At 65.1% G+C, this 11,985-nt stretch carries 13 protein-coding genes; 6 read left to right on the forward strand and 7 right to left on the reverse strand.

Going from position 1 to position 11,985, the window contains the following annotated elements; translation table 11 throughout:
* Positions 1-5 precede the first annotated feature (5 nt).
* The 4 genes from IL252_RS13465 (at position 6) to purQ (ending at position 2,732) form a co-directional block, all read left to right on the forward strand.
* Complete coding sequence (locus tag IL252_RS13465) at positions 6-845, forward strand: hypothetical protein (RefSeq protein WP_208628409.1); 840 nt, start codon at positions 6-8, stop codon at positions 843-845.
* A gap of 220 nt (positions 846-1,065) precedes the next feature.
* A complete protein-coding gene (locus IL252_RS13470) occupies positions 1,066-1,719 on the forward strand; it encodes a hypothetical protein (protein ID WP_208628410.1) in 654 nt (217 codons plus the stop codon).
* A gap of 78 nt (positions 1,720-1,797) precedes the next feature.
* Complete coding sequence (gene purS, locus IL252_RS13475) at positions 1,798-2,055, forward strand: phosphoribosylformylglycinamidine synthase subunit PurS (protein ID WP_018257527.1); 258 nt, start codon at positions 1,798-1,800, stop codon at positions 2,053-2,055.
* Entirely contained in the window at positions 2,052-2,732 is a 681-nt protein-coding gene (gene purQ / locus IL252_RS13480; protein WP_208628411.1) for a phosphoribosylformylglycinamidine synthase I, read from the forward strand. Before purS ends, purQ begins: the two co-directional genes overlap by 4 nt.
* A gap of 361 nt (positions 2,733-3,093) precedes the next feature.
* Here the strand turns inward: purQ and IL252_RS13485 are convergent, their stop codons facing one another.
* Genes IL252_RS13485 through aglM form a run of 3 tightly spaced genes read right to left on the reverse strand, consistent with a single transcriptional unit; the run spans position 3,094 to position 5,988 of the window.
* Complete coding sequence (locus IL252_RS13485) at positions 3,094-4,170, reverse strand: archaeosine biosynthesis radical SAM protein RaSEA (RefSeq protein WP_208628412.1); 1,077 nt, start codon at positions 4,168-4,170, stop codon at positions 3,094-3,096.
* A gap of 37 nt (positions 4,171-4,207) precedes the next feature.
* Positions 4,208-4,648, reverse strand: a complete 441-nt coding sequence (locus IL252_RS13490) for a VanZ family protein (RefSeq protein ID WP_208628413.1) — start codon at positions 4,646-4,648, stop codon at positions 4,208-4,210.
* 44 nt (positions 4,649-4,692) lie between these two features.
* Entirely contained in the window at positions 4,693-5,988 is a 1,296-nt protein-coding gene (gene aglM / locus IL252_RS13495) for a UDP-glucose 6-dehydrogenase AglM (protein WP_208628414.1), read from the reverse strand.
* A gap of 82 nt (positions 5,989-6,070) precedes the next feature.
* Between aglM and aglF the strand changes: the two genes are divergently transcribed.
* Both aglF and IL252_RS13505 read left to right on the forward strand, forming a co-directional pair.
* Positions 6,071-6,832: a UTP--glucose-1-phosphate uridylyltransferase AglF gene (aglF, locus tag IL252_RS13500; RefSeq protein ID WP_208628415.1), complete on the forward strand. Its 762-nt coding sequence runs from the start codon at positions 6,071-6,073 to the stop codon at positions 6,830-6,832.
* 41 nt (positions 6,833-6,873) lie between these two features.
* Positions 6,874-7,860: an SDR family oxidoreductase gene (locus tag IL252_RS13505; RefSeq protein ID WP_170093562.1), complete on the forward strand. Its 987-nt coding sequence runs from the start codon at positions 6,874-6,876 to the stop codon at positions 7,858-7,860.
* A 13-nt stretch (positions 7,861-7,873) separates the two neighbouring features.
* On the opposite strand, the gene arcS is transcribed toward IL252_RS13505, so the two are convergent.
* The 4 genes from arcS to IL252_RS13525 all read right to left on the reverse strand — a co-directional run bounded on the left by arcS (position 7,874) and on the right by IL252_RS13525 (position 11,949).
* Positions 7,874-9,646, reverse strand: coding sequence for an archaeosine synthase subunit alpha (gene arcS / locus IL252_RS13510; RefSeq protein WP_208628416.1), 1,773 nt, complete (start codon positions 9,644-9,646; stop codon positions 7,874-7,876).
* A gap of 92 nt (positions 9,647-9,738) precedes the next feature.
* Positions 9,739-11,208, reverse strand: a complete 1,470-nt coding sequence (tgtA, locus tag IL252_RS13515; RefSeq protein WP_208628417.1) for a tRNA guanosine(15) transglycosylase TgtA — start codon at positions 11,206-11,208, stop codon at positions 9,739-9,741.
* A gap of 25 nt (positions 11,209-11,233) precedes the next feature.
* Positions 11,234-11,677 carry a type II toxin-antitoxin system VapC family toxin gene (locus IL252_RS13520; protein WP_170093565.1) on the reverse strand — a complete coding sequence of 148 codons (444 nt, stop codon included), beginning with the start codon at positions 11,675-11,677 and terminating at the stop codon, positions 11,234-11,236.
* On the reverse strand, positions 11,674-11,949 hold the full coding sequence (locus IL252_RS13525; protein WP_153552839.1) for a hypothetical protein: 276 nt from the start codon (positions 11,947-11,949) through the stop codon (positions 11,674-11,676). Before IL252_RS13525 ends, IL252_RS13520 begins: the two co-directional genes overlap by 4 nt.
* Between the last annotated feature and the right edge of the window lie 36 nt (positions 11,950-11,985).

The raw sequence follows: 11,985 nt of genomic DNA on the forward strand, positions 1-11,985 counted from the left end.
ATATCATGAAACAAGCTCTTCGAATTATTGGAGTCCTCTTTTTCCCAATTACTTTGCCGATCGTTGTTGGAACAAATACTGATGAATACGCAGCGCCATTCAGTTCACTGCCCGGCATCAGTGAAGATGGTGGAATTGTTAGTGGAGTATTAATGGCTCTGTACATTTCTTTATTCATATATGCTATTTTAACGTTTAGCTCTAATATGTATGGTGGAGTAGCTGAACCTAGCAGGCCTGTAGATAGCAATACTTCAGAAAGCAGCCATACACAGACAATGGTTCAAAATATTAATACCACCCAAACTGCCGGGACGGCTACAACAACACCAGAACCATCCCAGACAACCGTATCAACTGAAATTCCTGAGGATAGCAGCACATATGACGGTCAAGTCAAAAGAGAGATAGTTGAATATATATCATTTATGATTGTATATAATAACACAATATCTAACAAGAGTGGTGTAAATGTCCGGAACTATACTGTGGATCCAAGAAATGAATCAGCGACACTCTATTGGGAAACAAATCCGAATAATGAATCTCGATATATTGAGGAAACCCAGTCCGTAATGTTGGATTATGCTGGTGGCGGTGAACGAATCCGTAAGTCAAATAATGCATCTGTTAGTATGATTCCAAAGAAATTGAACTTTGTTGTGCTCACAACAAAGGGGGAAGTATATCTGAAAAGCTATGTATCATATATGTCTTCTTGGAGATTTACTAAGGATGTCACTAGTGGACAACGTTATTATATGAGATTCTTTCAAAATTCAAGACCTGGCCCAGCACACCCGAGTTACGAAGCGAACCAGACGACTACCGCAACCACGGGCTAGTGACTCGCCTCGGTATCAGTAATTGATTCGCGGCGATAAAGCCTAACACGGAGGACTGACCAGAAGAGTACGTGAGCGGTCGAACCACGTCGGCAGCCGGTCCCAGCAACGACCGAGCAGTGCGGTGTGGGCCACTTGACAGCCCAGAGTTCGGTGCAGTCGGGTCGAGTCGTCGACGGCGAACGGACCAGGAGCGACGCGCGAGTCGCTGGCGATCGACATGAGTCAGGTGAAGACGCGGTACGGGTTCGAGGGAGTGCCACTGGAGTCGGTTCCAGCCGGGACGAACCTGCTGGTGACAGGGCCGTCGCTCGGTGGCCTGCGGCAGCTTTCGCTGGGCCTCCTGTCTGGGCCGGCTGACGAGGGTATCTTGCTCGTGACTGCGGACGTGAGCGCCAGTGAGGTCGTCACCGACTTCGAGATGGTCGGTGGCGACGCGGACCCGGGGCGGATGTGCCTCGTCGACTGTGCACACGAGAGCGACGGGACAGAGAGCGACCGCGTTCACGGTATCGCGACGCCGGCCGACCTGACGGGGATCGGGATGTCGCTCTCCGCGCTGTACGAGCAACTGTACGACGACGGGCTGCAGAGAGTCCGGGTTGGGGTGTACACGCTGGGTCCGTTGCTCGTGTACGCCGACGACGTGCGGCCGGTGTATCGGTTTTTGCACACCGTTGCCGGGCGTGTCAGAGCGGCGGACGGACTGGGTGTCTGTGCCGTCGATCCCGCGGCACACGACGAACGGACGATTCGGAGCGTTGCGCAGGCGTTCGACGGGACAGTCGAACTCCGCGAGGGCGACGGCGGACACCAGCTTCGTGTTCGGGGCCTGTCCGGTCAGCCCGACGGTTGGCGGGACGTGACGCTGTAGGGGTCCTGTCGAAGTCCGGTTGCGCCGGCACGGGCGAGAACACAAGCGTTTTGCCCGGTCCCCACCGTCGGTTCACCAATGACTGACTACACCGCGACCGTGACGGTCAGGCTCAAGCGGGGCGTGCTCGACCCCGAAGCCGAGACGACCAAGCGAGCGCTCGAACGGCTGGGGTTCGAACTCGACGCGCTCCGATCGACGGACCGCTACGAGCTCGATCTGGCTGCCGAGAGCGAGGACGAGGCTGCCGAACGCGCCGGTGAGATGGCAGAGCGGCTGCTGGCGAACCCGACCATCCACGACTACGAGGTGGCGGTCGAGCGGGCCGAGGCATGACCGTCGCCGTCGTCCGCTTTGGCGGTTCGAACTGCGACCGCGACTCCGTGCAGGCGCTGTCCCATCTGGGCATCGACGCCGAACTCGTGTGGCACGAGGACGGACTCCCGGAGGACGTCGAGGGCGTCATGCTCCCCGGCGGGTTCTCCTACGGCGACTACCTGCGAGCGGGTGCGATGGCGGCACGGTCGCCGATCATGCAGGAGGTCCGCGAGGTCGCGGCCGAGGGGGTCCCGGTACTGGGCGTCTGCAACGGTGCGCAGATCGGCTGTGAGTCGGCGCTGACGCCCGGGGCGTTCACGACGAATCGGAGCGCACGCTTCCAGTGTGAACACGTCCACCTCCGCGTCGAGAACGCCGACACGCCGTGGACGGCCGCCTACGACGAGGGGCAGGTCGTCGAGTTCCCGATCGCACACGGCGAAGGCCGCTTCGAGATCGACGACGACCGACTCGAAGCACTGGAAGCCGACGACCGGATTCTGTTCAAATACTGTGACGAGAGCGGCGCGGTTCACGACGGTGCGAACCCGAACGGGTCGAAGCACAACGTCGCCGGCATCACGGGCGAGGACGACACGGTCGCCGTCATGATGCCCCACCCCGAGCGCGTCTCGCTGCCCGACATCGGTGCCGTCGAGGGCCAGGGCGTCCTCCGCGGATTCGCGGAGGCGTAGGTCAGCGAACCGCCGTAGAAACTTTCTATCGAACGAGTGCGCGCTCATACTGCCGGCTGTAACTGTTGCAAGATATTCGCGACCCCGTGGTCGCGAAATTCTTCACAGACTTACAGCCGGCAGTATTACGAGCGGACAGCCACACCGTCGGCTGGGCGAGTATCGTCTCGGAGGATGGGAACGAGGGGCCATGGAGCGTGTGACAAGATCCTGACCCCTAACCGTCGGTATGAGATCCAGGAATAAAAAGACGGGGTTACCGGAGTGAAAGTGAAACTGGGTGTAAGGCGAAACCTACTGGCAATCTCCACAGACTAGCGAGTCAGCGAGCGCTCCCGTTCCTGGCCGGGATCGGGGACGGTTATCGGGCCAGGGGGAGCGAGTAACTCGCTTCGCGCTCGACGACGGCGTCCCAGGTCGCCTCACAGTCACAGGTGACTTGCTCGAAGACGCTCGGGTCCTGGCGGAGGTCGAAGTCCTTGATCGCGCGCTGGGCGCGGTCGTCACACTCTCCGCAGTTGTGTGGGCCGCGATCGCTCCCGTGGCCGACGGGGTCCGAGACGACGATCACGTCCTCGTCGGCGGTCGACTCCAGCACTTCACACACCGACCAGAGCCACGGGGGCCGGTACCCCTGGTCGTGAAACAGCTCTTCGACCATCGTGTACCGCTGGACGTTACAGGGGTTCATCGAGACGGTGTGACACCCCTCGACGTCGGCGCACTTGCGCACGGAACGTTGCATGTCTTCGATCGCTTCCGACTCCGTGAGGAAGGGCGGTTTCATCAGGAGATACGCCTTGACGCCGCCACCGGCGGCCTGTGCCTGTGCGGCCGCGTCCTCGAAGTCCGCAAAGTCGAAGTACTTGTTCACGCAGTCCCGCCGAACGCGGTCTGTCGCCGTTTCGAGGCCGACCGCGATGTCGGTCTCCAGTCCCGCGTCGACGAACTCGGCGACCTTCGCACGGTCGACGAAGTCGGGCAGGGACTCGACGACGATCCGGTCGCGGTCGGCGAACTCAGAAGCGATCGCGCGCCGCGTCTCGGCACCGACCTCGCGTTCGTCGAGGAAGCTCCCGGACGTGTAGATCTTGATCAGCCCGGCCTTCTCGTCGGCCTCCTCGGCCTCGTGGTCGAGACAGTACTGGATCTGGGCCATCAGGTCCTCGTGGGCGACGCTGCCGCCGTCGACGCTCTCGGCGACGTAGCCACACATCGTACAGCCACCGGCGCGGGCCCACCGGCAGCCGCCGGTGTTGAGGATGATCGTCAGGCTCTGGTAGACGCCGTCGGGCGTGTTGTCCTCGTCGAGCCAGACGCGGGTCGGTTCGCGGGGATCGTAGGACGCGTCGTTGCGCGAGCGGACCTCGCGCATCACCTTGTTGTGGGCGTCCATGCCCTTCCCCTGTTCGTATACTTCGGGCGTGGGCGTGCTCATTGTCGGGCAAAGCGGGGCTGTGCGTAAAGCGGCTTCGCTACGGGTCGCCGTCGGACAGAGACTTCGTCGCCTCGGCTGCGACCGATTCGAAGCGCAGTCGGGCCGCGACGACGCCCCAGCCGGCGGCGATCACGGACGCGCCGACGGCGTTTGCGAGCACGTCGAGGCGACTGAACTGCCGGTAGACCAGTGGCAACTGGACGAGTTCGACCACGAAGCCAAACGCCACCGCGAGGACGAACACCGCCACGGCGGCCCTCCGTGGCTCCCACTCGGCCAGCGCGTAGGCAAGCACCGTCGCGAGGCCGCCGTACGCCAAGACGTGGAGGTACTTGTCGATCCCGAACACGCCGAGGGGACCCGTTGTCTGACTGGCCGATCCTGGGCGAAGCACCGAGAGGAGCAGGATCACGGCTGCGACGCAGCCGACGACCAGCCAGCGCATCCGGCTGGAGACGAGTGGGAGCCGACGGGACATAGCGACGACTGGCCGGCGACGCGCAAAAATGTCTTGCTGTGCGCTCACCAGGTCAGGCCTTCGTAGGTGATGCCGTCGCGTCGCTCGACGACGTGACGGCCGTCGACGACGACGGGGTCCGCCATCTCGTCGAACTCGTCGTCGAGCGCCGCGAACTCGTCCCAGTCGGTGACGACGACTGCACCGTGGGCTCCTGATAGGGCGTCCGCCGCGGCGTCGGCGGCGCTAAAGGCCACGTCCGGCGCGTACTCCCGGAAGCTCTCGACGGCGACGGGGTCGTAGGCGACCACGTCGGCTCCTCGCTCGTGGAGCCCCTCGATGACCGGGATCGCACGCGTCCCGCGCACGTCGTCCGTGCCGGGCTTGAACGACAGTCCCAGCACGGCGATCCGTTTGCCCGCCACGTCGACGTGATCGTCGAGCAAGGAGAGGAGCCGTTCTGGCTGGCGGTCATTGACGTTCACGCCGGCCTGCAACAGTTCGGGATCGTAGTCGGCGTCTTCCGCGGCCGCGATGAGTGCGTCGACATCTTTCGGGAAGCAGCTACCCCCCCACCCCAGCCCTGACCGGAGGAACCGCTCGCCGATGCGGTCGTCGAGCCCGATCGCGTCCGCGACCTCGTAGGCGTCGACGCCGTACTCCTTGCAGATGTTCCCGAGTTCGTTGATGAGGCTCACCTTCGTCGCGAGGAAGGAGTTGTTGGCGTACTTGATCATCTCGGCCTCCCGGAGGCCGGTGCGGACGACCGGGGCCCCGGTCTCCTCGACCAGTGGCTCGTAGATCCGATCGAGCGTCTCGTAGGCCCGTTCGTCGGTCGCACCGAAGACGATCTTGTCCGGGTCCATGAAGTCCGCGACGGCGGTCCCCATCCGGAGGAACTCGGGGTTCATCGCGATCCGGAAGTCCTCGCCGACCGCGAGGTCGCCGGCCTGCTCGATTGCCGGTGTGACGACTGCTTCGGTGCTGCCCGGGATCACCGTGCTCTTGACGATCACGAGGTGGTCGCCGCCCGCCGGGAGCGCCTCGCCCAGCGAGCGCGCGCCCGCTTCCATGATCGAGAGGTCGTTGCTCCCGTCGTCGTTTGCGGGTGTCGGCAGCGCGAGGAACGTCGCGTCGGTCTCGCGGACGGCCGCGTAGTCGGTCGTCGCCCGCAGGCGGTCGCCCGCGTGGCGCTCGATGCGCTCTGCCAGACCGGGCTCGTGGATCGGCGCGTCGCCGTCGTTGATCGCGGCGACGACCGACTCGTCGATGTCGACGTTGACCACGTCGTGTCCGAGGTCGGCCAGACAGGCCGCGAGCGTCGTCCCAACGTACCCGCTGCCGACGATGCTTACTTTCATTGGCCGCCAGTTGTCCGGGACTGGCCTTGAGGATTCTGTTCGACCGATAGCCTTTAGCTGACTGACTGGTGAATGGGGACGTATGAAAGCTGTCGTCCTCGCCGCCGGGGAAGGCACCCGGCTCCGCCCGCTGACCGAAGACAAGCCCAAAGGAATGGTCGAAGTCGCCGGCAAGCCGATTCTCACTCACTGCTTCGAGCAACTGATCGAGCTCGGTGCCGACGAACTGCTCGTCGTCGTCGGCTACAAGAAACAGGTCATCATCAACCACTTCGAGGACGAGTTCGAGGGCGTCCCGATCACGTACGCCCACCAGCGCGAACAGAACGGGCTGGCCCACGCCCTGCTGACCGTCGAGGAGCACATCGACGACGACTTCATGCTGATGCTCGGCGACAACATCTTCCAGGCGAACCTCCAGGACGTGATCAATCGCCAGCGCGAGGAGCGGGCCGACGCCGCCTTCCTCGTCGAGGAAGTGCCGTGGGACGAGGCCTCTCGCTACGGAGTCTGTGACACCAACAAGTACGGCGAGATCGAGGAAGTCGTCGAGAAGCCAGAGGACCCGCCGTCGAACCTCGTGATGACCGGGTTCTACACGTTCACACCGGCGATCTTCCACGCGTGTCACCTCGTCCAGCCCTCCAACCGCGACGAGTACGAGATCAGCGACGCGATCGACCTCCTGTTGCACTCCGGGCGGACCATCGACGCCATCCGGATGGACGGCTGGCGCACCGACATCGGCTATCCCGAGGATAGAGACGCCGCGGAGGAACGGCTCACCGACGGTGCCGAAGTCGACGACGGTGAGGCCGTGCAGGCGGTCGACGGCGCGGAGTAGTCCCGACGGGTTTTTACTGACAGCCCGTGGCCTTTCCGACAATGAGGATTCTCGTCACCGGCGGTGCGGGGTTCATCGGCGGTCACATCGCCGAGCGGTTCGTCGTCGACGGCCACGACGTGGTCGCGCTGGACAACCTCGATCCGTTCTACGACGTGGACATCAAACAGCACACGATCGAGCAGTGTCGCGAGCAGGCGGCGTCGGGCGACGGTAGCTACGAACTGGTCGAGGGCGACGTGCGCGACGCCGACCTCGTCGCCGAGTTGGTCGCCGACGCCGACTACGTCTACCACCAGGCCGCACAGGCCGGCGTCCGTCAGAGCGTCGAGAACCCGCGCAAGTACGACGAGGTCAACGTCGACGGAACGCTGAACTTACTGGACGCCGCCCGCGAGACCGGCCTCGAACGGTTCGTGATGGCGTCCTCGTCGTCGGTGTACGGCAAGCCGCGGTACCTGCCCTACGACGAGGAGCACCCGACGACGCCGGTCAGTCCCTACGGGGCGTCCAAGCTCGCGGCCGAACGGTACGTCTGTGCCTACAGCGAGGTGTACGATCTGTCCGCGGTCGCGCTGCGCTATTTCACCGTCTACGGGCCGCGGATGCGCCCGAACATGGCGATCTCGAACTTCGTCTCTCGCTGTCTCGACGGCCGCTCTCCCATCGTCTACGGCGACGGGAGCCAGACGAGAGACTTCACCTTCATCGAGGACGTGGTCGAGGCGAACGTCGCACTGCTCGACACCGACGCGGCCGACGGCGAGGCGATCAACGTCGGCTCGACGGACAACATCGAGATCGAGACGCTGGCCCAGGAGATCCGCGACCAGCTCGCCCCGGAGCTGGATCTGGTCTACGAGGAGCGCCACGACGCCGACGCCGAGCACACCCACGCCAGCACCGAGCGGGCCGCGGAGCTGCTGGGCTACGAGCCGGAGTACACGATCCGTGAGGGCGTCTCGGCGTTCATCGACTGGTACCGCGAGAACCGCGAGTGGTACGAGCCGCTGGTCCGCAACTCCTGACGGTCACCGCACGCTACTGTTCTTCGACGTGGCGCACCTGGCAGGCGATCCCGCGAGTGGCCTCGTCCATCGCCGGACCGGGCATCGTCGCGCGGCCGACGCCGAAGGCCGACGGGCCTTCGATCACGACCTCGTCGCCGACGCGGATCTCGTCGTCGGCCTCTACGACGCCCGGCGCGAGCACGGAGCCGTGTGGCACGAAGTCGTCGATCGCGACGCGCTTTACCGACACGTCCGAGTCGACCCACCGTCGGGCTCCCGCGATCGTGAGTCCGAGGACGCCGTACTGCTGGGTCAGCGCCGCCAGCTGTTCGCCCTGGCCGCCGTCGGTCCGCTCGCCGTGGGCCCGTAGCTGGGGGTACGTCCCTTCCGCGGTCAGCGTGTCGCCGAAGATCTCGTCGCCCGCACCGGCCCCGAACTGGTAGTCTGCCACTGCCCGGAGCGTGTTGTGCTGGCGCTCGCGCTTGCGGTACTTCGGGTACCCCTCCAGCGCTCCGGCGAGGTTCGCAAGCGAGTCTGCCGTCGTCGGGTGGTCTTCGACGGTGTAGGTAAAGGACTGGTCGAGACGCTCCTCGACGCGCTCGCAGATCTCGCGGTACCCCTCGCCGGGGACGTGGACGATCACTTCGGGGTAGTCGGTGCCGTCGAGATAGCGTTCGAGCACGTCGGCCACGAACTCGATCTCGTTGGCGCTCCACTGCCCGGTGACGACGGAGTCGTAGTGCTGGGCCGGATAGGTGAGTTCCAGCTCCTGTGGGACGACGCCGATCGGCGAGGTCATCGACGCCATGTGGCCCCGGAACTGGACCGCCCGGTGGTACTGCTCGTGGCTCTGTGAGTCGCTGTAGGGCTTGCGCGCCGAGCAGGGGACGATGACGAGGGGCTGCTCGTCGAAGCGGGGCCGGTACCGTTCGGTGACCCGCTGTGCGAACCGCTGGATCTCGACCCGGCGCATGGTGTCTTCGGTCGCGGCGGTGAGCTCCTCGCGTCGGTAGATCGGGGTGTGGCGTTCGAGGTAGGCGTACTGCTGGTCGAGCCGTCGCATCGTCGCCGTCAGCCACTGGTCCTGGCGGGCCTGGCCTTCGACGTAGTCACGCAGCCGGCCGTCTCGTATCCGGCGACGGACCCGAGCCAGCTCCGCTTCCAGTGCGTTGACGTTGTGGTCGACACAGTCCTGTCGGTCGAACTCCTCGCGGGGCTGCCGGCAGGCCGGACACGAGCAGGGCAGTTCGTCGAGGTCTTCCAGGAAGTAGGCGTCGTCGGTCGTCAGGTATCGGCCCTGTGTCCCCCGGACGACGGCCCGGTCCCGGTCGACGAGGTCGACGCCAGCGTAGACCAGCGTGGCGACGTTGCGCGGCGTCGCGACGCCGGACAGCATCAGGGCGGTGTCGTCCGGGATCGCTTCGCGCGTCTCGATCACGGCCTCGACGAACGCTTCGGCGTGGCCGACGAGCCCGGCGGCCTCCGAGAGGACGTACGCGTCGGCGCCGTCGTCGTCGGCCGTCTCCGTCGAGACGACGGCGGCGCTCGGATAGTCCACGTCAGGATAGTCGACGGCGAACGCCTCGGCGACCTCCTCGGGCGTGCCACCGGGGAGGCCGCGGTGCGGGAGGACGGTGAGGACGCTCTCGTCGCCTTCTGGCACGTCTCGCTCCGTCGGCCAGAGGCTCCCGGCGTCCGCGAGGTAGTCGTCCACGACCGCGGGCGTCGTGACCGGATCGGCCAGCCGCAACTCGGCCAGCCGCGCCGCGCCGTCGCGCTCGTGAACCTCGAAGTACTCGGTCATGGCCCTGTATCGGCTACGGGGACCCAACTATCTTGCGAGTCTCCCCGGCCGGCGAGTCGCCACACGACCGGACGGCCGACACGGCAGCCCGGTCAGTCCTCGCCGAGGTGGCGGACCGTCACCGAGTCGGGCACGCGAGCCAGCGCGCTCTCGGGCCACTCGAACTGCGCGAGCGTGAACGTCGCGTCGGGGTTGGCCTCGGCGAGGCGCACGACGCCGTCGGCGGCGGCCTCGTAGGCCTGTGGAGCGAGTCGCTCGGGGACCTCCGCGGTGAAGGGATAGGCGTCGCTCATCTCTCTGGGATAGGGGCCGAAGGGGGGCGTCACCTGCCAGCACTCGTCGTAGGCCTCGTCGCGCTCGCCTTCCGTGAGCAGGACCTCGCCCGAGAGGTCGAAGCGGTCGAGTCGCTGGTGGTGCCGGACGACCTCGGGGCGGCGCGCGCTCTCCGTCGACGTGTGGAAGACGGTGTCCTTGGCGATGCGGTCGGTCTCTTCCAGCTGCTCGGCGTGGTCCAGCAGCGTCCGGTAGCCGTCCAGCATCGTCGGGTGGGCACGGGCCCGCGAGTCGACCAGCTCCATGAGGTCGCCGTCCCTGATCGCCTGCTTGATCGTCCGGATCTCGCCGTAGGTGACGTGGAGGTTGTGGCGGGCCAGCAGGTCCTCGCCGCGCTGGTCGTCCATCGCCCGGAGGTCTGCGGGCTCGTACTCGACACAGACGGGACACGAGCAGGGGAAGTACTCCATGTCCTCGAGGTGCTCGGTGCCGCGGACGGTGAGGTACCGGCCGTCACGAGCGTACAGCGCGTACGCCGCCGAGTCGAACAGGTCACAGCCGAGCGCGACGGCCATCGCGAACATCATGGGATGGCCGGCCCCGAACAGGTGGACCGGCGCGTCCTCGCCGAGCCCGCGCTTGCAGGCCGCGACCACGTCCGCGAGGTCGTCGTAGCGGTACTCGTTCATCAGCGGGACGACCGCGCCGACCGGGAACACGTCGAGGTCGGTCCCGTGTGCGTGCTCGGCCGCTCGCTCGCGCAGGTCGGGATAGGTCGAGCCCTGGATCGGTGCAGTCGTGAGCATCTCGCCGGTGTCGACGCCGTCGGCGATCTCCAGGCGCTCCTGGGTCGTCGCCAGCTCCGATTCGGCTCGCTCGCGCGCCACGTCCGGCGGCGTCGGGATGTCGACGGGCGTCCCGATGTCGCTCCCGATCTCCTGCTGGAAGGCCAGGATCTCCTCCGTCGTCACGTCGATCTCGCCGTACTCGGCCAGCTGGAAGGAGCCGGAGTCGGTCATGATCGCCCCCGGGAAGTCGAGCAGTTCGTGGAGGCCCTGCTCCTCGGCGGGCTCGCGGAGATCGTCGCTCTGGTGGAGGATGTAGCTGTTCGTGATGAGGATCTCCGCGCCGAACTCCGACGCCAGCGTGGACGGCTCGATCGTCTGGACGTGGGGGTTGACGACGGGCAGGAGTGCGGGCGTCTCGACGGTGACGCCGGCCCGGGGCACCGTCAGCTCGCCCAGGCGGCCGGCCGCGTCGTACCGGCCGACTTCGAAGTGGTCTCGCATTACCCCCAGTGGGGAGAGCGCGTGCCTAAGGGTTGCGTTCCGCGACGGTGGCCGGAGCGAGGCGATCGACGAGACCGTCGAAATCGTCGTCGAACGCGAGGACGTGGTCGATGTCGTGGGACCGGACCAGCGCGACCGTCGTCGCGTCGGTGAAACTGAGGCGCTGGTCGTCGTACCGTTCGAAGATCTCCACGGCCTCGTCGAACTGCGGTGATTCGACATCGAGCATCGAGAACTCGCTCGGGTAGCCGTCGCCTCGAATCCGCTTCCCGACGTGGACTGCTCGCTCGTGATCGCCGCTTCGCTGTAGCGTCAACGTCACTGCCTCGTCGTAGACGTAGTCGCTGACGTACGGCTGTCCGAAGGCCCCGTCTTGCACTGCTTCGAGCGCTGCGGCGGCGACGTCGTGGCGAGATGCCGAGTGATCCTGCTCCGCGTAGACGACGCCAGTATCGACGAAGACGGTCATCCGTAGAGGATGTCGTCAATGTCGTCCTCGTCGGTCTCGACGCCCGAGTCGAACTGACTCTCGCGTAGTTTCTCTTTTTGCTCGTCACTCAGCGGGACCGTCGAGTCACGGAACGAATCGACGAACTCCGTCCGGGACCGATCGACGTTCTCGACCATCCGTTCGAGGATCTCCTGTTGGGTCACCTTCCGACCCGTTTCGAGTCTGATCTCGGCCTGGATCTCCTCTATCTTCTCCTTGACCGCCTCGTCCATCTTCACGGCCGTCGCCATACAACTGAGTAGTAATTTCAACCGAATAAACGTTAC

This window comes from Halomicrobium sp. IBSBa (genome assembly GCF_017612575.1).
Classification (GTDB): Archaea; Halobacteriota; Halobacteria; order Halobacteriales; family Haloarculaceae; genus Halomicrobium.

Excerpts from the sequence above, each read along its gene's own strand:
- purQ (WP_208628411.1), top strand. The coding sequence starts at position 2,052 with ATGACCGTCGCCGTCGTCCGCTTTGGCGGTTCGAACTGCGACCGCGAC.
- IL252_RS13505 (WP_170093562.1), top strand. The coding sequence starts at position 6,874 with ATGAGGATTCTCGTCACCGGCGGTGCGGGGTTCATCGGCGGTCACATC.
- IL252_RS13525 (WP_153552839.1), bottom strand. The coding sequence starts at position 11,949 with ATGGCGACGGCCGTGAAGATGGACGAGGCGGTCAAGGAGAAGATAGAG.
- purS (WP_018257527.1), top strand. The coding sequence starts at position 1,798 with ATGACTGACTACACCGCGACCGTGACGGTCAGGCTCAAGCGGGGCGTG.
- IL252_RS13470 (WP_208628410.1), top strand. The coding sequence starts at position 1,066 with ATGAGTCAGGTGAAGACGCGGTACGGGTTCGAGGGAGTGCCACTGGAG.
- IL252_RS13520 (WP_170093565.1), bottom strand. The coding sequence starts at position 11,677 with ATGACCGTCTTCGTCGATACTGGCGTCGTCTACGCGGAGCAGGATCAC.
- tgtA (WP_208628417.1), bottom strand. The coding sequence starts at position 11,208 with ATGCGAGACCACTTCGAAGTCGGCCGGTACGACGCGGCCGGCCGCCTG.
- IL252_RS13465 (WP_208628409.1), top strand. The coding sequence starts at position 6 with ATGAAACAAGCTCTTCGAATTATTGGAGTCCTCTTTTTCCCAATTACT.
- aglM (WP_208628414.1), bottom strand. The coding sequence starts at position 5,988 with ATGAAAGTAAGCATCGTCGGCAGCGGGTACGTTGGGACGACGCTCGCG.
- aglF (WP_208628415.1), top strand. The coding sequence starts at position 6,071 with ATGAAAGCTGTCGTCCTCGCCGCCGGGGAAGGCACCCGGCTCCGCCCG.
- IL252_RS13485 (WP_208628412.1), bottom strand. The coding sequence starts at position 4,170 with ATGAGCACGCCCACGCCCGAAGTATACGAACAGGGGAAGGGCATGGAC.
- IL252_RS13490 (WP_208628413.1), bottom strand. The coding sequence starts at position 4,648 with ATGTCCCGTCGGCTCCCACTCGTCTCCAGCCGGATGCGCTGGCTGGTC.
- arcS (WP_208628416.1), bottom strand. The coding sequence starts at position 9,646 with ATGACCGAGTACTTCGAGGTTCACGAGCGCGACGGCGCGGCGCGGCTG.